Source organism: Lactobacillus acidophilus (genome assembly GCF_034298135.1).
GTDB lineage: Bacteria > Bacillota > Bacilli > Lactobacillales > Lactobacillaceae > Lactobacillus > Lactobacillus acidophilus.
Window position 1 is genome coordinate 588,935 of the sequence record NZ_CP139575.1, and the last position, 22,823, is coordinate 611,757.

A 22,823-nucleotide genomic window follows, 5' to 3' on the forward strand; every position below is an offset into this window, starting at 1 on the left:
GGAGGAAATTTATAAATGTCAAAAGTTATTGGTATTGACCTCGGAACTACTAACTCAGCAGTTGCAGTTCTTGAAGGTAAAGAACCTAAGATTATTACTAATCCAGAAGGTAATCGTACTACTCCATCTGTAGTTGCATTTAAAGATGGTGAAATTCAAGTTGGTGAAGTAGCAAAGCGTCAAGCTATTACTAACCCTAACACTATTGTTTCAATTAAGCGTCACATGGGTGAAGCTGATTACAAGGTTAAGGTTGGCGACAAGAGCTATACACCACAAGAAATTTCTGCATTTATTTTGCAATACATTAAGAAGTTTTCAGAAGATTACTTAGGTGAAGAAGTTAAAGACGCAGTTATTACTGTTCCTGCTTACTTCAACGATGCTCAACGTCAAGCTACTAAAGATGCTGGTAAGATCGCTGGTTTAAATGTTCAAAGAATTATCAACGAACCAACTGCTTCAGCATTGGCTTACGGCTTGGACAAAGATGATGACGACGAAAAGGTTTTAGTATATGACCTTGGTGGTGGTACTTTCGACGTTTCCGTTCTTCAATTAGGTGACGGTGTCTTCCAAGTATTGTCAACTAACGGTGATACTCACCTTGGTGGTGACGACTTTGATAACCGTATTATGGATTGGCTTATTAAGAACTTTAAGGATGAAAATGGCGTTGACTTATCTAAGGATAAGATGGCTATGCAACGCTTAAAGGATGCATCAGAAAAAGCTAAGAAAGACTTGTCAGGTGTATCATCAACTCACATTTCACTTCCATTTATTTCTGCAGGTGAAAGTGGTCCACTTCACCTTGAAGCTGATTTGACTCGTGCTAAGTTTGATGAATTAACTAATGACTTGGTAGAAAAGACTAAGATTCCATTTGACAATGCATTAAAGGACGCAGGCCTTACTGTTAACGATATTGATAAGGTTATCTTAAACGGTGGTTCAACTCGTATTCCCGCTGTACAAAAGGCAGTTAAGGAATGGGCTGGCAAGGAACCTGACCACTCAATTAATCCTGATGAAGCTGTAGCATTAGGTGCAGCTATTCAAGGTGGTGTTATCTCAGGTGACGTTAAAGACATTGTTTTACTTGATGTTACTCCATTATCACTTGGTATTGAAACTATGGGTGGTGTGTTCACCAAATTAATTGACAGAAACACTACTATTCCAACTTCAAAGAGTCAAATCTTCTCAACTGCTGCAGATAATCAACCAGCTGTAGATGTTCATGTATTACAAGGTGAACGTCCAATGGCTGCAGATGATAAGACACTTGGTCGATTTGAATTAACTGATATTCCACCTGCACCACGTGGCGTTCCTCAAATTCAAGTTACCTTTGATATCGATAAGAATGGTATCGTAAATGTATCTGCTAAGGATATGGGTACTGGTAAGGAACAAAAGATTACCATTAAGAGTTCATCTGGTTTATCAGATGAAGAAATCAAGCGTATGCAAAAAGACGCTGAAGAACACGCTGAAGAAGACAAGAAACGTAAAGATGAAGCAGATCTCAGAAATGAAGTTGATCAATTGATCTTTACAACTGAAAAGACTTTGAAGGAAACTAAGGGTAAGGTATCTGACGAAGATACTAAGAAGGTTCAAGAAGCTCTTGATGACTTGAAGAAAGCTCAAAAAGATAATAACTTGGACGAAATGAAAGAAAAGAAAGATGCTTTATCAAAAGCTGCTCAAGATTTAGCTGTTAAGCTTTACCAACAAAATGGTGGTGCTCAAGGTGCAGCTGGTCAAGCAGGTCCTCAAGGCGGCAACCCAAATGATGGTAACAATGGTGGTGCCCAAGATGGTGAATTCCATAAGGTAGATCCTAACAAGTAATGGGTTTATAATTAAACAAAAAGAGAAAAGAACTACCCATTGAGTAGTTCTTTTCTTTTGAAAACGATAAGGAGTTCAATTGCATGGCACAAGAAGATTACTACAAAGTACTTGGCGTAGATCGTGACGCCAGTGATCAAGAAATTAGTAAAGCATATCGTAAGTTAGCGAAAAAATATCACCCAGACTTGAATCATGAACCTGGTGCAGAAGAAAAATACAAGCAAGTAAACGAAGCTTATGAAGTTTTACACGATAAGCAAAAGCGTGCACAGTATGATCAATTTGGCTCTGCTGGTGTCAATGGTCAAGGTGGCTTTGGTGGTGCAGGTCAAGGATTCGGGGGAGCTGGGTTTGATACCTCTGGTTTTGGCGACTTTGGTGACATTTTTGGTGATATCTTTGGTCAAGGTGCTCGTCAGCAAAGGGTAGATCCAACGCAACCACAACGTGGTCAAGATTTGGATTATACATTGACTATTGACTTTATGGATGCAATTAATGGTAAAAAGACGCAAGTTAGCTATACTCGTGATGAAACTTGTGAAACCTGTGGCGGTAATGGTTGTGAAAAAGGTACTCATCCTATTACATGTGATAAATGTCATGGTACTGGTGTAATGACTGTTACCCAACAATCAATGCTAGGTATGATTCGTCGCCAAACCACTTGTGACAAGTGTAATGGACGTGGTGTAATTATTGAACATCCATGTAAGACTTGCGGTGGTAAAGGTACCGTTGAACGCAAGAATACCATTGAAGTTGATATTCCAGCGGGTATTGACAATGGTCAACAACTTCGTTATCAAGGTCAAGGTGAAGCTGGACGTAATGGTGGCCCATACGGTGATTTGTATATTAGCTATCGCATTAAGCCTTCTAAGGACTTTGAACGTCGTGGCCAAAATATTTATACAGAAGTACCAATTTCATTTGCTCAAGCTACTTTAGGTGATGAGATTACTGTTAAAACAGTTCACGGGGATGCAAAATTAACTATTCCAGCAGGTACGCAACCTAACAAGAAATTTACTCTTCGTGGTCAAGGTGTACCTTATCTTCGCGGCAATGGTAATGGTGATCAAATTACTACAGTTAATATTGTTATTCCAAAACATATTAATGATAAGCAGAAAGAAGACTTAACTAACTTTGTTCATGATGGTGGCGGAAATATTACCCCACAAGAAAAAGGATTTTTCGAAAGACTTAAAGACAAACTTAGTGGTGAATAGTATTTATAATGAAAGGCACTAATGTTACGTAATTTTCGCAACATTGGTGCCTTTTTTAGTAAAGCCAGTACTTTAGTACCGGTGTAGTATAGACTTTGCTATAATAATAAAGATAGTAAAGGGTGAGAAAAATTTATGGATATAAAAAAATTAAAAGATTATCAAAATCACATTCGTAACTTTTCAATTGTTGCCCATATTGACCATGGTAAGTCAACAATTGCTGACCGAATCTTAGAGTTAACAGATACAGTATCTGAAAGACAATTAAAAAATCAAATGCTTGATGATATGCCACTTGAAAGACAACGTGGTATTACCATCAAGATGAACTCGGTTGAAGTTAAGTATCATGCCAAAAATGGCGAAGATTATATTTTCCACTTAATTGATACACCAGGACACGTAGACTTTTCATATGAAGTATCACGCTCCTTAGCTGCATGTGAAGGTGCATTATTGGTGGTTGATGCTTCACAAGGTGTTCAAGCACAAACTTTAGCTAATACTTACTTAGCCATTGATGACGATTTGGAAATTGTACCAGTAATCAATAAAATTGATTTACCTTCTGCTGATCCAGAAAATGCTAAAGAAGAAATCGAGGAAATGTTAGGTCTTGACGCTTCAGACGCTGTTGAAGTATCTGGGAAAACAGGTCAAGGAATACCTGAATTATTGGAAAAGATAGTAACTGACATTCCTGCACCATCAGGTGATATTGAAGCGCCACTTAAAGCACTTATTTTCGATTCAAAATATGATGATTATCGTGGGGTTGTTTTATCAGTTAGAATTGAAGATGGTACAGTTAAGCCCGGTGATAAGATTCAAATTATGAATACTGGCAAGGAATATGAAGTTACTGAAGTTGGTGTTTCAAGTCCTCATCCAGTAAAGAAAGATATTTTAATCGCTGGTGATGTAGGATATATTACTGCCAACATTAAATCAGTTCGTGAAACTCGTGTAGGTGATACAATCACTGATGCTGGGCACCCAACTGCTGAACCACTTCCAGGTTACCGTCAAATTCCACCAATGGTATACTCTGGTATGTATCCAGTAGATAATCGTGATTACGATGATTTAAAAGAAGCTTTACAAAAGTTGCAATTAAATGATGCTGCTTTGGAATTTGAACCAGAAACTTCTACTGCTTTAGGATTTGGTTTCCGTTGTGGTTTCCTTGGCTTACTTCATATGGACGTAGTTCAAGAAAGATTGGAGCAAGAGTTTGACCTTGATTTAATCATGACCGCACCAAGTGTTGACTATCATGCAATAATGAATGATGGTACGACTAAGGTGATTGATAATCCATCTGATTTACCAGATGCTGGTGAATATAAAGAAGTGCAAGAACCTTACGTTAAGGCAGAAATTATGGTTCCTAATGATTATGTTGGTCCTGTAATGGAACTTTGCCAACGTAAACGCGGCGAATTTGTTACAATGGATTATTTAGATAAATATCGTGTTAATGTTATTTACAACATGCCTTTAGCTGAGATTATTTTTGACTTTTTCGATGATTTAAAATCATCAACTAAGGGCTATGCCTCACTTGACTATGAGATTACTGGTTATCGTGCAACTGACTTAGTCAAGATTGATATTTTGCTTAATAAGGAACCGATTGATGCTCTTAGCTTTATTGCACACAGAAGTGAAGCGCAAGATCGTGCTCGTCAAATGACCTCAATGCTTAAGAAGTTGATTCCTAGACAAAACTTTGAGGTAGATATTCAAGGTGCAATCGGTGCTAAGATTATTTCACGTGCTACGATTAAGCCATATCGTAAGGATGTTACTTGGAAAATCCATACTGGTGATCCTGATCGTCGTGCCAAATTGCTTGAAAAGCAGAAGCGCGGTAAGAAGAGAATGAAGGCTGTTGGACGTGTAGAAGTACCTCAAGATGCATTTATGGCTGTTCTTAAGATGAATGATGATGATATAAAAGGTAAATAATACTTAGGTAATACTAAAGTAATGCAAAAATTGCATTGCTTTTTTATTTTTACAGAAAATCTACAGTAAAACTGATAAATAAAGTTTTACGGTTTAACATGCTATAATAAAAAAGCGATAAGTTACATTGTTTTAGTTTGTAAAGGGATATAAAAAATAAAAGGAAAGAAAAATGGCAAAGAATAAACAAAAGAGTAGTGTTACTACGATTTTAGTTAGAATTGTTGCGGTTCTTTTGTTAGTTATAGGTTTGGTCCTTATATTTAATAAACAAATTAGTAATCAAATGATCAAGCATAATCAACAGTCAGCTTTGACAACACTAACTAAAAAACAAGTTGAAGCAAATCAAAAGAAAAAAGGTATGTATGACTTTAGTAAGGTGAAGTCGATGAATATGGGGCAAGCTGCACGATCACAGGTTAAGAAAACTTCTGGAGCAATTGGTGCACTTGCAGTGCCTGATGTAAATATGTATTTGCCAATCATGCTTGGTTTATCAGATGATGCAATGTCTACGGGCGGCGGAACCATGCGGGCAGATCAAGTAATGGGGAAGGGGAATTATCCACTTGCAGGCCATTATATGACTGCTAAGGGTATTCTTTTTTCACCACTTGAAGATGTAAAAAAGGGACAAAGAATCTATTTAACTAATTTAAAGAAAATCTATATTTATCGTATTTACATGAAAAAGATTGTAGATCCATCTGCAGTTTGGTTAGTTAATAATACTAAGAAAAATATTGTAACTTTAATTACTTGTGCGGACGGTGGTACTAATCGCTGGGCTATTCGGGGTAATTTGATTAAAACTGAAAAAGCAACAGATGAAAATTTGAAGGTTTTCAAATTAAAGTAAAAACGTAGATCTTTTATGAAGTTAATATTTGCGTTAAAATTATAGATAGAATTTTTCAATAAAGACACTCATTATGAGTGCCTTTTAGTTTTTATCAAAGAACGCAGGGTGTTTTAAAAGAATGAAATGGCAAAAAAGAATCACTAAAGAATTAGATTCTGATTTAGTAGATAAGTATCAGCTTAGCTCGCTTTCGGCACAATTATTTGCTTTACGTGATATTAATACAGATGAGAAGCTGGATTTTTGGTTTAACGCAACAGAAGAAAATTTGGCTAATCCATTATTGATGCATGACATGGAAAAGGCGGTAGAACGTATTAATCAAGCAATTGATAATGGTGAAAAAATTACGATATATGGTGATTATGATGCTGATGGAATTACAGCTACTGCCATTATGACTGAAACACTAAGCATTTTAGGAGCAGATGTACATTATTTTATTCCAGATCGTTTTAAAGACGGCTATGGACCTAATATTGAACGATATAAGGAAATAGTAGCTGATGGTACTAAGTTAATTATTACTGTAGATAACGGTGTAACAGGAATCGATGAAGTTAAATATGCCAAAGAAAATGGTGTAGATACAATTATTACGGACCACCATACTTTTCAGGAAAAAGTTCCAGATTCATATGCTGTTGTTCATTGTAATTATCCTGGTCAGAAATATCCTTTTGATGATTATTGTGGTGCTGGAGTTGCCTATACTATTTGCCGTGAATTAATGCAAGATACTATGCCAGAATTACTTGATTTAGCGATGATTGGTACTCTCGGCGATATGGTTAAAGTTACAGGCGAAGGTCATATCATCGTTAAACGTGGTCTTGAGATTCTTAATCAAACCACTAGACCAGGGTTACAAGCATTAATAAAAAATGCAGGTTTAACTTTGGGTTCGATTAATGAAACTGATGTCGGTTTTAATATTTGTCCACGATTGAATGCCGTAGGCCGCTTAGCTAATGCAAATTTGGCGGTTGAACTTTTATTAAGTGACGATGATATTGCAGCCCAAAAGATAGCTGATCAAATTGAAGAATTAAACAATCAGCGAAAAGAATTAACTACAGACGTATATGAAAAATGTATGTCAATTATCCGTGAAAATAGTTGGCAAAAACAAAATACGCTTGTATTGTATGATCCTGAGTTTCATGAAGGTGTATTAGGATTAGTTGCTAATAAAATAGTTGAAAAAACACATAAACCTACGATTGTTTTGACTAAGAATGATGTGGGGGAAGTTAAAGGATCCGGACGTGCATTCAATGGTTTTAATTTATTTAATGCACTTAATCCATTGAAAGATGAATTATTTACTAAATTTGGCGGGCATGATTTTGCTTGTGGATTATCTATGCAAGAAAATAAAATTGACACTTTGCGTCAAAAACTGGAATCTAGTTATCAAGTAAATGGGGAGTCAGAAAGTAAAGGATACGATTTGGAGCTTCCTTTAAACGACTTAACTCCACAAACTTTAGCACAAATTAATCAGGTGGGCCCCTTTGGCACCGGTGATCCTCAACCAATTTTTAGTATTTCTGATCCAACAATTACACAATTTTATAAAATTGGTAAAGATAAAAATCATGTTAAGTTAACTGCTTCTAAAAAGGGTGGAAGTTTAGCAATAGTTGGTTTTAATAAAGACTTTTTGAATAATAATTTGCTGCCATTTATCTCTAAGATCTTCATCCAATTGACGCTAAATACTTATCGAAAACAAATATCATTACAGGGAATTATCGAAGGAATAGAGTTTGCTTCACCCAAATTAGCAGTACCTACACCGGTTATTGATTTACGAAATGAAAAATTTGTAATGGGTTTTGCAGATCGTTATTTACTTTTTGACAAGAAAAATATTCCAATTGTTAAAAATAGACTGCAAATTAGTGATGATAAAATTAGTCTTGTAAAGGATTATGATCAGTCTGGAGAAACAGTAGCTTTACTTGATGTACCTCGTAATCAAATAGAGCTAAATGAAGCACTTGAAAAAAATTATCAGCAGATTTATTTGCGTTTTTTGTTAGATCAATTGCCAGTCGAACATATTCCGGCTAAAGGTTATTTCGGCAGAGTATTGAAGTATATTTATGCTCATCCTACATTAAAGCCAGATGATTATCGTACCGTAGCCCCATATTTAGGGTTAGATTATGATAGTGTATTATTTATATTGCGTGTTTTCTTTGAATTAGGCTTTGTTAAACTGCATGATGGAAAATTGATTGGGGAGGAAAACCCTAAGAAGCAACCACTGACATCTTCAAAATATTTAATGGCGACTGAATCACAAATTAAATTTGTAGATCAATTAAGAAATATGCCAACACAAAAATTAATTACATATGTTAATAATCATTCAAATAATTAGATAAGTATCAAGATTTCAGTGCTTTTATACTTGAAATTTGTTAAAATATATAAGTCAATAGTGTTTGAAAACAAACGCACAAATTTTTGGAGGTTTTTCTTCTTATGGCAATTGATTTTAGTAAGTATATTGCAAGTGTTCAGGACTTTCCTAATAAGGGGATAGTTTTCCGTGATATTACACCTATTTTGCAAAATGGCGAATTATATCGTGCAGCCACACATGAATTAGCTGAATACGCAAAGAGTAGAAATGCAGATGTAATTGTCGGTCCTGAAGCACGTGGCTTTATTGTAGGCTGTCCAGTAGCAACTGAATTGGGTTTGGGCTTTGTTCCAGCTAGAAAACCACATAAGTTGCCACGAGAAGTTGAACGTGCTTCATACGATTTGGAATATGGGTCCAACAGTTTGGAAATGCATAAAGATGCAATCAAGCCAGGACAACGAGTAGTTCTTTGTGATGATTTAATGGCTACTGCGGGTACTTTAAGAGCTTCTAAAGAATTAATTGAAAATCTTGGAGGCAAACTTGTTGGTGCTGCATTCTATATTGAATTGCCAGATTTAAAAGGTAGAGAAAAATTACCAGACGTTGATATTTACTCACTTGTTAAGTATCACGGTGCTTAAATAGTAAACGAAAAGCCTTGGTGCATAAGCATCAAGGCTTTTTTATTTTTAAAATGTAAAAAGCGGGTTAATATGGAAATAAAGTTATATGAAAAACAATATTTTGATCAATTGTGTGTAGTAATGGATATGGCGCGAATGCAAGAGTTAAAAAGTGAAAACTTAGAACCAGTTTTTGTGGCGTTGAAGGAAGCACCCTATTTAGAATATTTTTTATCTTGTAAAATTTATGTAGCTATAAAAAAAGGACGATTAGTAGGATTTATAGGTTTTAAGCCTGGTAAAATAGAGTTTATTTACATTGATCCTAATGAACAAAATAAAGGAATTGCTACTAAATTAATGGAAAAAGTAATAACCGAGTTGCAGCGTCCGATACGGTTAGAAGTATTTACAAACAATGAGCAGGCCAAGGCTTTGTATGAAAAATTTGGCTTCCAAACCATTGAAACTATAATTGAAAATTGGTCAGATGAATATCCGGTTAAGTTTTCGCAAGATACGATGGAGTTGAGGTAGATATGTTTTGGATAAAGCAAATTAGTAAAGCAATTATAATTTGGATACTATTAATAATGGTTTATTTTGCTTTGAATTTGTGGTTGGATTTAAGCAATACGGGTATTTCAAATTTTTTTGGAGTCAAGATAATAACTAGTCATAGTGCAGGTTATTCTATAGTGATGAAATCCATTTTTCCTAATTGGATTATTAGTATGTTTTGTTTTGTGATTGCATATATTGGTGTAGGCTGGTTTACAAAACAAAAAATAATTAGGGGCTATCATAAATAAAAAACATGACAAAATAAACGATTCATGATATATTATGTGTATAAAGTAAGCGCTTACTTTAAAAATAAAAGATATTTTAGTGCAAGAAATGGGGTGTTTCGGTGGCACAAAATAATACTGTTATTGGTTCAGATTCTATCTATGAAATTATAAAAAAAGCCACATATCGAAACACTGATCAAGAGGAGCAGATTAATATGCGTTAGGCACTTGATCTGTGTTTAGATCAAGGACGAAGACTATGTTTTGGTCTTCGTTTTTGATTATTATTTTTAATGATATATCTTAATATATATTGCGTGAACATATAAAGATCGCTATACTAAAAGTAGTAGCGCTGGTAGCGCGAAATCAACAGAAATTATAAAAATCCCCTTAAAGGAAAATTCCTTTAGGGGTATTTCTTTTTTACGAGGTAATTATGACTCAAATTGTAACTAATGCAATCAAAGCACTTCTGTATGAAGTTGTAACCCTCCCTAAGCCCGGTTTAGTTGATCCAAGTGATATTGGACCACACCCTGATATGGACGTTTATATGTTTATTAACAGTAGTTTAAGTTTAAGAGAATATTTTAATAAAGCTGAAGAAATTGGTATAACTTATGAGACAGATTTAAAAAAAGTATTTGAGCAACTTAGAATTCAAGGTCGTATAGCTGAAAAAATAATGTTTCATACCACTAGTGGAGTTAATACTCATAAAGGTGCAATATTTTCATTAGGCATATTTGTTTGTGCCGAAAGTTATGCCCGCTTTAATAACGTTGATACCTTTTCTGTTATTAGAAAAATGTGTCAGGGATTAGTGAAAAATGATTTACAAAAAAATAATCAAAATCTGACAGCTGGTGAACAGCAATTTATTCAATATGGACAAGGTGGTGCCCGTCAAGTTGCACAAGAAGGGTATCCTATTATAGAGAAAATTGCTTTACCTTTTTTAAAAAATAGACAAGGTACTACTAATCAAAGATTGCTTGATACACTAATGAAGATTGCTACAGTTATTGAAGATTCCAATCTTATTAAGAGAGCAGGAAACATTGAAGTGATTAACTGGCTTCATCAATCAGCTGAAAAGTACTTAAGATTAGGTGGTGCGGAAACTAAAACGGGGCTAGCTTATTTAGATGAGTTAAATAAAGTATTTAAAGAAAATAATTACAGTTTGGGTGGTTGTGCTGATTTACTGATTGTTACGATATTTATGGCATTAGAAAAGGGATACTTATAATAAAAAGGCACTTAGCTTTCTTTAAGATGAACTAAGTGCCTTTTACTATTTAGATGTTAATTTGAATTTAGACCAAGGCTTAATAAAATCGAGTAAGAACAGTTCCTCTGAGGCTATACTACCAACTTTATTTTTACGAGGATCTTGATGTGGTTTCAAAACAATTTGAAGTTCATTTTTATAAATGCCGAAATTATCGTTACCAATTAAAATGTCACCACGCTGGAAATTTTCGGTATTATTGTGTGGTTTATTTGGCACATCTTTATAAGTTACGCGTGGTATAGTTGAACGAATAACCATTTCATTCATATCGCCACGACGAAAATGTTGAGTTTTTTCAACGATCTTTTTTTCAATAGAATTAACATCTGCAACATAATCAACATGTAACTGTAATTGATATCGATTTACATTTGCTACAGCTTTTAATTCATGTTCACTAGCGTAAGCATTACCGATAATAACGTCATCAATTAATGCTGATGCGAAAAGATGTTTTGCTTGAATATCAATTGGTAAATTACGATCTTGTTCAAGAGTAGGTAGTCCGTCTTCAACGTCCCATGGACCAATTTTACCAACTTGACTAGAAATAAATGCAGCAGTATGAATATTGAATTTTTTAAATCTTTTACTGCATTCTACAAAAAAATTATATGGTAAAGCAGTTCCACGTTGAGGATAAAAATTATGACAGCCATAAATAAAAGGTGTATTAGCTTGGTAAGAAATAATATTGTTTAGATAGTCAACATTATTACTCATATTTAATTCAATGATTAAGCCATAGGGATTGTATGAAAGTAAGGCTTCAGTTGCACCATCAAATGATTGATCCAATCGAATACCAGCAGCACCTATTTCAGCGAAAAATGAAAGATCCGAATAATCAATATCTAATTTATCAAAGATTTGTGGCGCAACATCTAAAAATGTTTGATAACCAAGTTGATTGCCATATTCAATAATCTTTTTATATTTAGCTTTTGTTTCTTCAGGACTACCTTGAACTTCAAGCATACTCATAAAAATACGAGAGAAACCATATTTATGTCCTAATTCTAAATATTTAGCATTATCTTCAAACTTACTGTGGTCTGGATAAATTGAAAGGCCTAAAGATCTCATTGTCATAAAAATACCTCGCTTTATATATCTGTCTATACCAATTATATCTAATTTTTGTATAAAGGTCTAGTCCAAAATTAAAAGGGAATGAATTTATTCATTCCCTTAATTAGTTTTATCTTAATCATTAAAAAGTGCGGTTGAAAGGTAACGATCGCCACCATCTGGAATAACAGTTACAACAGTGTGACCTTTTCCTAATTTTTTAGCTAATTCAATTGCCCCATGAACGTTAGCACCAGCAGAAATACCAGGTAAGAAGCCTTCTTTTTTTGCGGTTTTACGAGCAGTATTCATAGCTTCGTCAGTTGAAACTTCAATGACACCATCATAAATATTTTTATCTAGATTGCTTGGAATAAAACCAGCAGAAATACCTTGGATGCCATGTTTACCAGCTTTTCTATCTTTTAGTAATGGAGATTCACTTGGCTCTAATGCGTAAACTTTGGTATTAGGATTTTCTTTTTTTAAAGCACGACCGATACCTGACAATGTACCTCCAGTACCAACACCAGCTACAAAGGCGTCAATAGCTTTACCAATACCGTTCATTGCAGCGATAATTTCAGGCCCCGTGGTTAATTCATGGATGTTAGGATTTTCAGGATTATCAAATTGCATTGGCATGAAATAGCCTTTTTCTTTAACTAACTCCTCGGCTTTAGCAATAGAGCCCTTCATTCCGTCAGAACCAGGAGTTAAAATTAGTTCAGCTCCATAACCTTTCATAAGCTTGCGACGTTCAACACTCATTGTTTCGGGCATTATAATAATAATATGATACCCTTTAGCAGCAGCTACCATTGCTAGACCAATGCCAGTATTACCCGAGGTAGGTTCTACAATAGTGCCACCTTTCTTTAATTTGCCATCACGTTCAGCTTTTTCAATCATTGCCAGAGCAATACGATCTTTAACTGAACCAGCAGGGTTTTCGAATTCTAATTTGACATAAACATCTGCTGCATCTTCTGGTACAACACGATTTAACTTTAATAATGGTGTGTTACCAACTAATTCTGTTACTGAATTGAAAATTGTACTCATTTTTTACCTCGATTAATTTAAAACTAATTTATTATCTTTAACCTTTTTAAGCCAGTTATTGAAAAATATTTTTTGTGTATCTTGCCATTGAAATGATGGATTAGACATCGAATAATTTATTGGCTTTTTATAATGTCGCTCAGGATGAGCGTTTATTTCGCGATTATATTCATCTCTCAAACTATCTTTACCATATTCGATATGTGAAAAGATAAAATTACGTTCGGGATTATCTTTCGCAGATACCATAAAAAGATGACTATTATCATCAACTGCATTAATTGCTAGTCGTTCATCTTGCATGATCTGCTTTTTATCCATTTCTGCATAACGAGCATGAGGAGCCATAAAACCTTGACTAAGTCCACTTAATAGGGGATGCGGTTCCGTGATTAAGTGAGGAAAAACACCAAAGATTTTCTCTGCTAAAATTTTCTTTTTAATACCATAAAAGTAATTCAAAGCAGCCATGGCACCCCAGCAAAAATATAATTGCTGAATCTTGTGATTATCTAAGGCTTGAAGCAAATATCGGATTTCCTCAATATAAGTAATTTTTGAAAAATCAATTTGGTCAATTGGTGCACCTGTAATGATAAATCCGTCAAATTCACTCACTCGGTTAATATCCAGAGGTTCTGAAGTCATATTTACTTCGGGTGGAATAGGACGATTTTGATAATGCATACGTGGATAAAAGAACGTTAGATCTGCATTAGGCAAGACTTTGATAAAATGACTTTGTGTATCGAGTTTATCATGCATTAAATTAAGGATACCTATTTTAACTTTGTTAGCCAAGATTTTACCTCCTTACTTATTAATAGTTGGGTTAATTATACAGCTTATTAAAAATAAGTAAAGGAAAAACACTTAAAGAAAAAACTGACAAAATATTTTGTCAGTTTGAAATATATTATTAAAAAATAGGTGAAAGTAGTCTAGAGAAGTATTGCTTGAACTTCAACCAAGATGATTGTTGGGCGAAATATTCATTAGTTAAAAGAGTACATTGATCAAGATCTTTTTCAAAAATGTCTTTAAGTTGCTTAGCTAATGCTGAATTGTAGTTAAATGAATTTACCTCAAAATTCAGAGTATAGCTACGAAAATCTTGATTGGCAGAGCCCACAGAAGAAATACTTGAACCGCTAACCATAGTTTTAGCATGAATAAAACCATCATTATATTTATAGACTTTAACACCATGTGCAACTAAGTATTTAGCATAATATTCTGTTGCCCGATAAACAAATGGATGATCTGGCATGCAAGGAATCATAATTCTAACGTCAACACCACTGTTAGCAGCAATGATTAGTGATTCTAGAATAGCATCTTCTGGGATTAGATATGGGGTTTGGATATAAACGTATTCTTTAGCACCGGCAATTATTCCTTCATATCCTCGCCTAATACCATAATGTTGATTATCGGGTCCAGAAGATACAATTTGCATGGCTACATTATCGATAGAACTGAGGTCTTTTCGTTTAATTGTAAATGATTTAAGTTCACTGAGTTTAAATTGTTCAAGGTTGGTTCTTCTAGTAGAAGTATTCCAATCCATTGCAAAGCGAACTTCCATTAAAATTGGAGATTGTCCTATTACTCGCAAATGGGTATCTCGCCAATGACCAAACTTCTTAGATTGGTTAACGTATTGATCACCAATATTAAACCCACCTATGTAGCCTATTTTGTGATCGATAATAACTAATTTACGGTGAAGGTGGTAGTTAAGTCGTGGTGTAGTAAACCAGTGTTTTTTTGAAGTTGAAATAAAGGGCTGTGCTTCACCACCAAGTTCTCTTAAATGATCAAAAAAGGCTGGTTTTGTACCACGTGAACCAGAAACATCATAAATTATTCTAACTTTAGCTCCGTTGCTAGCAGCTTCTTCAAGAGCTGCTAATACACGGTTTCCCAGATGATCTGCATAAAAAGTATAGAATTCTAGACTAACAGATTCTTTAGCATTTCTTATGTCTTCAATCATCTGATCGAAAAGCTCTGGACCATCAGTATAAACTTTAACTTTATTGTCAAAAGTCAAAATAGCATCATCGTTATTTAAGTTTAGTTCAGTTAACATTCTAGCTCGAGGAACACGTTCTTTTTGAGGAAGAAGATCATGTTCTTCAAGCATTTTCTTTTGTTGCCTTAAGTAATGATTTCGCGTTTTTCTTTGCTCTTCTTGAATGGCAAAAATTTCATCGTGTGATAGTTGACGTCCAAAGAAAAGATAAAGAATAAAACCAATACCGGGTAAGATCGTCAAGACAAGCATCCATGCCCAAGTCGCAACAACGCTACGTCGACTTCTAAATACGGTCCATACTGCCAAAGCAATATTGATCACCCATAGCACTTCTAAAATTCGCCTAATAATATCCCAAGTTAAGATCATAAAACATTACTCCTATACATTTCATTACTTGTAATTTTAGCAGATCTTTGATATGAAATGGCTCAAATTTGATTGTTATTTGGTAAAATAGAAGTATGAAAATAGCAGATATTATTATACGGGGGTAGGAACTATGTTAAAAAAGAAAATAATCTATCTTGCAGGAGTAGCATTGTTCACAGCTGGATTAGGGGTAGCAGCCAATACTCATATAACAGAAGCTGCTGTTGCTAATCCTATTAAGCAAGGAAAAAAATTAAGTTTGACTAGAAGTACATACGTCTATAATAAAGATGGTGTTAGAGTTGGACGCTTAAAGAAAGGGAATCTTTGCAAAGTTTATATCATTAAAGTGATTAATGGGAATAGTTATGTTAAGGTTGGCAAGAATAGATTTGTAAAACAAGAGGCATTTTTACCATATGTAAAATCTACGGCTAAGGTAGAGAATCAAATTAAAAAATCTTCATTTGTTTATGATGAAAATGGTGAAAAAATACCAGGCAAATTTGTCAAGCGTGGGGAAAAAGTAAACTATTTAGGTCATAAAGAAATTAATGAAAAGCCATTTATCAAAATTGGTGATGGCGAATATGTTAAAGCTTTTAATGTTTTAACTATTATGATTAATAACTAACGCAGAATAAAAAAATAAAGTGGTGAATTTTCACCACTTTATTTTTATCTATTTTTCATTACTGGCTGATAGACTAAATCGATTAATATAGCTGCAATTACTGCAACAATTATTGTGATTAATAAGTTTTGCCAGCTGATTTGGACCATAGCTAAACCGCAAAGAGCAAGGATAAAGGTTAATGCTACATCGGCAATTTGGACAATACCGACCATCTTTGATGGATAATCTTGCCAGAAATATTTACGAGTTCTAGTGATTAAGACGATTAACATTGCGCTAAGCACTAGGTAAACATAAACCATTGTTGAAATTGTACCATGACTCCAACCGTGAGTATTTAGGTACCAAATAAAGATGAATCCGATAATTGTCCAACCTGCAGCTAATGAAAAGGCGATCTTAGCTAATTTTGCCATGTTCCAGTTTTCAGGCTTGTAAGTAATATGAGTTCTATCAGTACCGATCATCATGGTTACCATATTATTCATGATTGTGTAAATAACCATTGCGTTTAATGCCATTGGAATATAGTTGAAGAATAAGTAACCAAAGGTTAGCAACATAGTTAATTCAGCAGTTCTGGCAAGTTTGGTTAATGACCAAGTAGTCATTCTTTGGTAAACGCGGTGACCAGCATCTAAAATTTTAACAATTGAACCTAAGCCATCATCTAAAAGTACCATCTTACCAGAACGTTTAGCAACGTCTGCTGCATTTGAAACTGCAATACCAACTTCAGCTTGCTTTAAAGCAGGAGAATCGTTAACACCATCACCGGTCATTCCCACAATATAGCCTTTTTGCTGGAAAAATTTTACCATATTAAGTTTGTCTTCTGGTAAAACATCAGCAATACCTGCTAGGTCATCAATATCAGTATTTTCGTTAAAATCGTGAATTGAAATAACTTGACCATTTAAGCCAACTTCTTCAGCAACAGCTGCAGCAGTTCTTTGGTTATCACCAGTTAACATAATTGGACGAACGCCACGCTTTTTGAGGTCTGCTAAAGCTGCCTTAGAATCTTTTCTTACCTTATCTTGCAAGATAAAGACGCCAGCTAACTTGTCATCAATTAAAACAGCAACGGATCGACCAGCTTTGAAATTGATACCTTCAATTTTTTCATTGGCATTTTTATCAATTAAAGATAATTGCTTAAAAGAACCAAGTTTAACATTATGACCATCAATAATAGACATTGAATATCCCGTATCAGAGGTAAATGGAGTAAATTTCTCTGCCGTCATTATAGGAATGTTGTTTTCTGTTAGATATTCATCTATTGCGGTATCAATAATTCCTGCATTTCGCTTATCTGTAGCGCTACCAGCTAAAGCTAAAACTTCTTTATCTGGTAAACTACTTAGGTCAGTCCAACTCGTAACAGCGGTTTTATTTTCTGTAATTGTTCCTGTTTTATCAAGTAGCAATAAATTCAAATTAGCTGCATCTTGGATACCAGTTAAATCAGAAGTTAAAACCCCTTCTTTACTCAAGCGAGTTGCTTCAAATGAGTTGGATAAAGCAAAAGTTGATGGCATTGCAACCGGAATAGAGGCAATAAACATCATCGCAAGGAATGGTAACATGTTAATGAAAGTATCAAAGTTGCCTCCCTTAAAGAATGAGGCAATGATGATAACTAATGTAAGTACACCATCAAGTAGGCAAAGATAGTAAATAATCTTGGTTAATAATTGTTGTAAGTGGCCTGGAGCAGCAGAATTATTAATCAAGTTGATAGTTTTACCACTTCTTGAATTTTTGCCTGTTGCAGTAACAATTGCTAGGCCATCACCTTCAACAATTGTAGTACCAGCATAGGCAGCATCACCTACATTTTTTTAACTGGTTTTGATTCACCGGTGATTGAACTTTCATCGCAGGCAATACTGCCGTCAACTAGTTCAACGTCAGCGGCTAAAACATCTCCACGTTGTAATGAAATTAAGTCACCTTTAACTAATTGTTTAGAATCAATTTTGATCCAGTTTCCATCTCTTTTTACCGCAACCGTTGGTGTCAATTGGTGTGAAATAGTATCTAAAACGCGACGTGATTGCTTTTTCTTAGATGCCCCGTTAAATGCTGCAAATAAGAGCATTAACAAAACAAATAGAGATTGAACCCATTTACCTAAGATACATTCAAGAATTAACGCTCCTTCAAGAATCCAAGCAGACAAGTTCCATAGCTTAGATAAGAATTCCTTAAAGAAATTATATTCAGGTTCAGGTACTTCATTTAACCCATCTTCTTTAAGTCGCTTATCGGCTTCGGCTTGAGTTAAGCCTTCAAATTTTCCAGTCATTTTTCTCCCTCCAAATCTTCTTTAACTAAATTAGCATATAAATTGCTTAGATTAAAATACTAAAATAAAATATATGATATTAATTTTTTTAATATCACTGCTCATGAAAATAAAAAGGATATATTTGATGAATATTAAACAATTACATTATTTCTTAGTGGTAGCTGAAGAAAAGCAAATTACTGCTGCTGCTAAAAGATTATATATTGCTCAGCCGCCACTTAGTTATCAATTAAAACAATTAGAAAAAGAATTAGGTGCTCAATTATTTAAAAGAACAGCTCATGGAATAGAATTGACCGATGCAGGTCAAACTTTGCAAAGTTATGCGAGCGAAATTTTATCTTTAGCTCAAAATGCTAAAAATCAAGTCCATAAAACTATTTCTGGTGAATTGGGGACTGTTGCAATGGGGATTGTATCTTCTTCAACGGGTTATATGCCAATTGCTGCTTTTAAGGAATTAACGCAATTTTATCCAGAAATTAACTTTGATATTTATGAAGATAATACTTTCGGTGTCTTAGATAAATTAGAAAAAAGACAATTGATATGGGAATAGTTAGGACACCATATAATAGAACAGGCTTAAATGCTAAAACTTTAACTACCGAAAAAATGATGGCAGTGACTAATGATATTACTTTATTACATAAAAAAGAGCTACGAATAGAGGATTTAAAAGACCAACCATTGATTATATACCGGCGCTTCGAAGAGATGTTTAATCAAACATTTGCTCATCATGGTATTAAGCCATTTTATGCTATGAAATGTGACGATTCTCGTACAGCAATTACTTGGGCTAAGCAAAATATGGGTTTGGCACTCGTACCAGAATCTATTGCGACAACCTATGCTAAAAATAAAATGATTGCTGTTAAACATGTTAATTGGATAACACATTTGCAGTTAGTTTGGCGCAAAGATCAAATTGTTACACCATTAATGAAAAAGATTATTAGCCTAGTAAAATAATGTAGTATAAAATAATCTAATTGGTGAGAATAATGAATATTTTTAATAAAGGAAATAAACAGGATATTGCTCAGGTTTTAAATGCAAAGGATTATCGAGTCGCTTTGCAAAAAGCAATTTTTAACAAGTACCCGGATCAAACACTAGTTGATATTAATTTAAATATTCCTGGACCAATAAAAAATAATCAATATTTAAAAAATATATTTGATAAGGGAATAAGTGAACTAGAGAATAGTTGGCAAAAATCAGGTTATAAATATAAATTAGTTAAAGCATTAAATGAAGATAGTGGATGCGAAAAATTTTATGTTTTAAGTTTACCTGCAATCCAAGTTAAAAGATCAACCATTGATTTTGAAGACTATACTCCATTAGGTCGTTTATTTGATGCTGATGTATTGGTGAAAGATCATAATACCGCAATCTCACGTAAAGACTTAGGCCAAAATGTACGTAAATGCTTTTTATGTTCTCGTCGGGCTAAAGAGTGTGCACGTTCTAGACGTCATTCAGTAAAGGAAATGCAAGATTTTATTTCTAATTTATATATTAAATACATTGAAAATGCTTAACTAAATTTCTTTAAATGATCTAAAATAATAATGAATAATTTATAGACATTTATAGTGACTGGAAAAAATATGAAATTAGAAAAAAATCAAGACAATTTGAATAAAATTGCTTCACTAATTGAATATGCTTTTTTAAAAAATGAAGATCTAACACATGATATTAATTTTAAGAGTCGATATAATCATAGTATAGGTTATGGATGTTTTAATCAGACTAAGTTAACTAGTTATATCATGGTTAATCAGTTTAAAAGCGAGGTCTTTGGAAATCATGTTCCAATGGCAGGAATAGGTTATGTGGCATCGTATCCGGAATATCGTGGGCAAGGTCATATTTCTAAATTAATGAAAGAAATACTGCAAGCTTTACATGAACAAGATGTTCCATTTGCTAATTTGGCTCCTTTTTCTGAGAGTTTTTATCGTCATTATGGTTTTAGCAATAGCATTTATCAAACCGAATATCGCTTTTCAGGTAAAGCTTTAAAAAGTTTTAAATTACCCAGAAGTGGACAGATTGTACGAAGTAATTGGAACAATTTACTTGTGCAGAATGGTGTAATTCAGTTATATGAACGTCAACTTCATACAGATGATGAACGAAATACTGTTATTCGTGAAGACTGGTGGTGGAATAGACTAAATACTTATTATCAAAATAGAAATATTGCCGTTTATTTTGATAGTGATGAAAGACCAATTAGCTATTTAATTTATCGTCTTCAAGGGGATGTATTCTTAGCTGACGAGCTATATTCAATTACACCACAAGGTTATTTGGCATTACTTGGTTTCATGGGTTCACACGTTGGGACAAGCAAAGAATTTCGGATGATTTTGCCAGAAGATTCTATTCTTGCAGAGTTATTCCCAGAGCAAAATTTATTAGATATTCGATTGCGCCCATATATGATGAGTAGAATCATCGATTTTGAACGAATACTTACATATATGAAACCACTTAAAGATGGTACTTTTAATATTGAAGTTATTAATGATGATCAATGTCCCTGGAATATTGGTGTATGGCAAATAGTTAATAAAGATGGACATGTCACTTGTAAACATATGGAAGATGGTTTAGTTGATTATTCTGGTTCAATTACTGCTTGGACACAAGTTCTTTTAGGTAGACTAACTATGGCCGATGCTGTTAAACTGGGATTAATTACAGATTATCGAGTTAAAAAATTAGACTTTAAAAAAGGCAAAGTATCATTTTATGATTATTTCTAGATTTAAAGAAGGTAGTAAAAATGAGTAAACAAAGTAAAATTAACTTATTAAAGTTCTTGGGTATTATTGTTAGTGGCATTAACGTAATAATTTCAATGTTAATTATGATTAACAAATATCAGATTAGAAAAGATAAGAAGAAGTTAGTCAACGAAGGTCATGCACCTTTAAGTGAGGACTAATATGGAGCAATTAAAGATTGCGTATTTTAATCAATTAGGGAGAAAAGAGCTAGATCAAGCCAAAATTAAGTTTGAGCAGATATATCCTAATATTAAGGTAAAGTTAATTAGTACAGGTCATGATCAGGCTTTTGAAAAATTAGCAAGTGGTGATGTCGATCTAGTAATTAACGATTTTCGTGGTGAAGAAAATGGCTTTATAAAAAAAGATCTTACTGAAGTTGGAGTCATGGCAATTGTCCCAAGAGGTAGTTATCCAAGCGGCATTCAAATGATCGATAAGTCTGATCTATCTAATCTGACTTGTTTTATTGTGGCTAAGCCGGAAGAAGAGGTGGCTGAGCTTCATTTGTTGAAAGATATTTATACAATTAAAAGCCCGTTTATTGCATCTAATTCAGTTGAAGAGGCTGCTTTATTAGTAGCTTCCGGTTCTGGTTATTTTTTAATTAATGAAATTGCAGCTAACTTGATCAAAAATGATTCGTTACAATGTTTATTTTTATTAGACGAAGATGGGAAAATTATGCGACAAACTATTATGGCATATTATGTTAAAGATACGTCATGTAATAATAAATTTGTCGAGATGTTAAAATCAGAATATTAATTTTAACAAGTGATATAGAAATCACTTGTTTTTATATAGCAAAATACTGTAAAATTAATAATGAAAACGGATACAGTTTTATTCTGGAGATGATTTTTATGCTTAGAAAAAATATATTGCCTTTGACATCAATGGTACTTGTTTCAGGGTTGAGTGGAGTGGCTATGCATGTTGAACCTGTAAATGCCTCAACATATGGTAATGGCGCGGTGGTTACTGTGCCTAAAAAGATGCAAGGAACATGGTATTCCTATGATCGTGATGCACATAGTGGTAAAAAAATCACCTTTGGTGCGCATACTGTAAATGGTAAAGTCATTTACTCACAAGATAAAAATATAATTAGTGATTACTTTAACGGAAAAATTCAAAATCAAAGAAAATTTGATCAAGTTACCAAAAATTGGATGTCCGGTAAAACAACTAAGATGAAGGATGATACTTTCTATGAGATTAATCCATGGATTACTTTTGAAAAATGGAATCTTTATAGAGTAGCTCCTCAAACAATTAATGGTCAAAAACATAATATTTTAGTTTATACAAGTAGGTATGATGGCGGAAATTACTATAGAAGTAAAAAATTAGCCAAGCAGATGAAGAATTATAAATTTGAAAAAATTAATTATACGATGTAATAAGCATCCCCACTGGGGATGCTTATTTTTAATTCAAATTTTTCTGTACTTTATTTTGCTGGTGGTT

18 protein-coding genes and 2 pseudogenes are annotated in these 22,823 nt (G+C 33.8%); 15 read left to right on the top strand and 5 right to left on the bottom strand.

The genetic code is table 11. The annotated features are described in order from the left end of the window. Positions 1 to 15 precede the first annotated feature (15 nt). The 8 genes from dnaK (at position 16) to citG (ending at position 10,992) form a co-directional block, all read left to right on the top strand. A complete protein-coding gene (gene dnaK, locus SO785_RS02590) occupies positions 16 to 1,860 on the top strand; it encodes a molecular chaperone DnaK (RefSeq protein ID WP_003547791.1) in 1,845 nt (614 codons plus the stop codon). A gap of 83 nt (positions 1,861 to 1,943) precedes the next feature. Then, positions 1,944 to 3,098 carry a molecular chaperone DnaJ gene (gene dnaJ, locus SO785_RS02595; protein ID WP_003547790.1) on the top strand — a complete coding sequence of 385 codons (1,155 nt, stop codon included), beginning with the start codon at positions 1,944 to 1,946 and terminating at the stop codon, positions 3,096 to 3,098. A gap of 135 nt (positions 3,099 to 3,233) precedes the next feature. Then, positions 3,234 to 5,072: a translation elongation factor 4 gene (gene lepA / locus SO785_RS02600; protein ID WP_011254395.1), complete on the top strand. Its 1,839-nt coding sequence runs from the start codon at positions 3,234 to 3,236 to the stop codon at positions 5,070 to 5,072. Between the two features lie 172 nt (positions 5,073 to 5,244). Then, positions 5,245 to 5,934 (top strand): class A sortase, encoded by a 690-nt coding sequence (locus tag SO785_RS02605; protein WP_003547788.1) that lies wholly within the window; start codon positions 5,245 to 5,247, stop codon positions 5,932 to 5,934. A gap of 121 nt (positions 5,935 to 6,055) precedes the next feature. Further along, complete coding sequence (gene recJ / locus SO785_RS02610; RefSeq protein ID WP_003547786.1) at positions 6,056 to 8,329, top strand: single-stranded-DNA-specific exonuclease RecJ; 2,274 nt, start codon at positions 6,056 to 6,058, stop codon at positions 8,327 to 8,329. A gap of 104 nt (positions 8,330 to 8,433) precedes the next feature. Beyond that, positions 8,434 to 8,961, top strand: coding sequence for an adenine phosphoribosyltransferase (locus SO785_RS02615; RefSeq protein WP_003547784.1), 528 nt, complete (start codon positions 8,434 to 8,436; stop codon positions 8,959 to 8,961). Positions 8,962 to 9,033: 72 nt separating this feature from the next. After that, the gene (locus SO785_RS02620; RefSeq protein ID WP_011254394.1) at positions 9,034 to 9,480 is read left to right on the top strand and encodes a GNAT family N-acetyltransferase; all 447 of its coding nucleotides are present in this window, start codon (positions 9,034 to 9,036) and stop codon (positions 9,478 to 9,480) included. A 696-nt stretch (positions 9,481 to 10,176) separates the two neighbouring features. Then, the gene (citG, locus tag SO785_RS02625; protein WP_003547775.1) at positions 10,177 to 10,992 is read left to right on the top strand and encodes a triphosphoribosyl-dephospho-CoA synthase CitG; all 816 of its coding nucleotides are present in this window, start codon (positions 10,177 to 10,179) and stop codon (positions 10,990 to 10,992) included. A 45-nt stretch (positions 10,993 to 11,037) separates the two neighbouring features. On the opposite strand, the gene SO785_RS02630 is transcribed toward citG, so the two are convergent. The 4 genes from SO785_RS02630 to cls form a co-directional block, all read right to left on the bottom strand. Next, a complete protein-coding gene (locus SO785_RS02630; protein WP_003547773.1) occupies positions 11,038 to 12,129 on the bottom strand; it encodes a DUF871 domain-containing protein in 1,092 nt (363 codons plus the stop codon). A 114-nt stretch (positions 12,130 to 12,243) separates the two neighbouring features. Continuing rightward, a complete protein-coding gene (gene cysK, locus SO785_RS02635) occupies positions 12,244 to 13,173 on the bottom strand; it encodes a cysteine synthase A (RefSeq protein WP_003547772.1) in 930 nt (309 codons plus the stop codon). A 12-nt stretch (positions 13,174 to 13,185) separates the two neighbouring features. Further along, a complete protein-coding gene (locus tag SO785_RS02640; protein WP_372744811.1) occupies positions 13,186 to 13,938 on the bottom strand; it encodes a homoserine O-succinyltransferase in 753 nt (250 codons plus the stop codon). 154 nt (positions 13,939 to 14,092) lie between these two features. After that, a complete protein-coding gene (gene cls, locus SO785_RS02645; RefSeq protein ID WP_003547770.1) occupies positions 14,093 to 15,583 on the bottom strand; it encodes a cardiolipin synthase in 1,491 nt (496 codons plus the stop codon). A gap of 133 nt (positions 15,584 to 15,716) precedes the next feature. On the opposite strand from cls, the gene SO785_RS02650 reads away from it, so the two are divergent. After that, positions 15,717 to 16,220 carry an SLAP domain-containing protein gene (locus SO785_RS02650; RefSeq protein WP_003547769.1) on the top strand — a complete coding sequence of 168 codons (504 nt, stop codon included), beginning with the start codon at positions 15,717 to 15,719 and terminating at the stop codon, positions 16,218 to 16,220. Between the two features lie 44 nt (positions 16,221 to 16,264). On the opposite strand, the pseudogene SO785_RS02655 reads toward SO785_RS02650, so the two are convergent. After that, positions 16,265 to 18,537: pseudogene (locus tag SO785_RS02655) on the bottom strand (plasma-membrane proton-efflux P-type ATPase). Positions 18,538 to 18,664: 127 nt separating this feature from the next. Here SO785_RS02655 and SO785_RS02660 point away from each other — a divergent pair. From SO785_RS02660 to SO785_RS02685, 6 genes and pseudogenes are all read left to right on the top strand, one after another. After that, positions 18,665 to 19,515: pseudogene (locus SO785_RS02660) on the top strand (LysR family transcriptional regulator). A 32-nt stretch (positions 19,516 to 19,547) separates the two neighbouring features. Continuing rightward, positions 19,548 to 20,090, top strand: coding sequence for a citrate lyase holo-[acyl-carrier protein] synthase (gene citX / locus SO785_RS02665; RefSeq protein WP_011254390.1), 543 nt, complete (start codon positions 19,548 to 19,550; stop codon positions 20,088 to 20,090). A 69-nt stretch (positions 20,091 to 20,159) separates the two neighbouring features. Beyond that, positions 20,160 to 21,326 (top strand): GNAT family N-acetyltransferase, encoded by a 1,167-nt coding sequence (locus SO785_RS02670; RefSeq protein ID WP_011254389.1) that lies wholly within the window; start codon positions 20,160 to 20,162, stop codon positions 21,324 to 21,326. 20 nt (positions 21,327 to 21,346) lie between these two features. Continuing rightward, positions 21,347 to 21,508 carry a hypothetical protein gene (locus SO785_RS02675; RefSeq protein WP_003547759.1) on the top strand — a complete coding sequence of 54 codons (162 nt, stop codon included), beginning with the start codon at positions 21,347 to 21,349 and terminating at the stop codon, positions 21,506 to 21,508. Position 21,509: 1 nt separating this feature from the next. Next, positions 21,510 to 22,118: a LysR family transcriptional regulator substrate-binding protein gene (locus SO785_RS02680; protein WP_003547757.1), complete on the top strand. Its 609-nt coding sequence runs from the start codon at positions 21,510 to 21,512 to the stop codon at positions 22,116 to 22,118. Between the two features lie 89 nt (positions 22,119 to 22,207). Beyond that, positions 22,208 to 22,756 (top strand): hypothetical protein, encoded by a 549-nt coding sequence (locus tag SO785_RS02685; protein ID WP_011254387.1) that lies wholly within the window; start codon positions 22,208 to 22,210, stop codon positions 22,754 to 22,756. The last annotated feature ends 67 nt before the right edge of the window (positions 22,757 to 22,823 follow it).

Excerpts from the sequence above, each read along its gene's own strand:
- dnaK (WP_003547791.1), top strand. The coding sequence starts at position 16 with ATGTCAAAAGTTATTGGTATTGACCTCGGAACTACTAACTCAGCAGTT.
- dnaJ (WP_003547790.1), top strand. The coding sequence starts at position 1,944 with ATGGCACAAGAAGATTACTACAAAGTACTTGGCGTAGATCGTGACGCC.
- lepA (WP_011254395.1), top strand. The coding sequence starts at position 3,234 with ATGGATATAAAAAAATTAAAAGATTATCAAAATCACATTCGTAACTTT.
- SO785_RS02605 (WP_003547788.1), top strand. The coding sequence starts at position 5,245 with ATGGCAAAGAATAAACAAAAGAGTAGTGTTACTACGATTTTAGTTAGA.
- recJ (WP_003547786.1), top strand. The coding sequence starts at position 6,056 with ATGAAATGGCAAAAAAGAATCACTAAAGAATTAGATTCTGATTTAGTA.
- SO785_RS02615 (WP_003547784.1), top strand. The coding sequence starts at position 8,434 with ATGGCAATTGATTTTAGTAAGTATATTGCAAGTGTTCAGGACTTTCCT.
- SO785_RS02620 (WP_011254394.1), top strand. The coding sequence starts at position 9,034 with ATGGAAATAAAGTTATATGAAAAACAATATTTTGATCAATTGTGTGTA.
- citG (WP_003547775.1), top strand. The coding sequence starts at position 10,177 with ATGACTCAAATTGTAACTAATGCAATCAAAGCACTTCTGTATGAAGTT.
- SO785_RS02630 (WP_003547773.1), bottom strand. The coding sequence starts at position 12,129 with ATGACAATGAGATCTTTAGGCCTTTCAATTTATCCAGACCACAGTAAG.
- cysK (WP_003547772.1), bottom strand. The coding sequence starts at position 13,173 with ATGAGTACAATTTTCAATTCAGTAACAGAATTAGTTGGTAACACACCA.
- SO785_RS02640 (WP_372744811.1), bottom strand. The coding sequence starts at position 13,938 with ATGCATGATAAACTCGATACACAAAGTCATTTTATCAAAGTCTTGCCT.
- cls (WP_003547770.1), bottom strand. The coding sequence starts at position 15,583 with ATGATCTTAACTTGGGATATTATTAGGCGAATTTTAGAAGTGCTATGG.
- SO785_RS02650 (WP_003547769.1), top strand. The coding sequence starts at position 15,717 with ATGTTAAAAAAGAAAATAATCTATCTTGCAGGAGTAGCATTGTTCACA.
- citX (WP_011254390.1), top strand. The coding sequence starts at position 19,548 with ATGAATATTTTTAATAAAGGAAATAAACAGGATATTGCTCAGGTTTTA.
- SO785_RS02670 (WP_011254389.1), top strand. The coding sequence starts at position 20,160 with ATGAAATTAGAAAAAAATCAAGACAATTTGAATAAAATTGCTTCACTA.
- SO785_RS02675 (WP_003547759.1), top strand. The coding sequence starts at position 21,347 with ATGAGTAAACAAAGTAAAATTAACTTATTAAAGTTCTTGGGTATTATT.
- SO785_RS02680 (WP_003547757.1), top strand. The coding sequence starts at position 21,510 with ATGGAGCAATTAAAGATTGCGTATTTTAATCAATTAGGGAGAAAAGAG.
- SO785_RS02685 (WP_011254387.1), top strand. The coding sequence starts at position 22,208 with ATGATTTTTATGCTTAGAAAAAATATATTGCCTTTGACATCAATGGTA.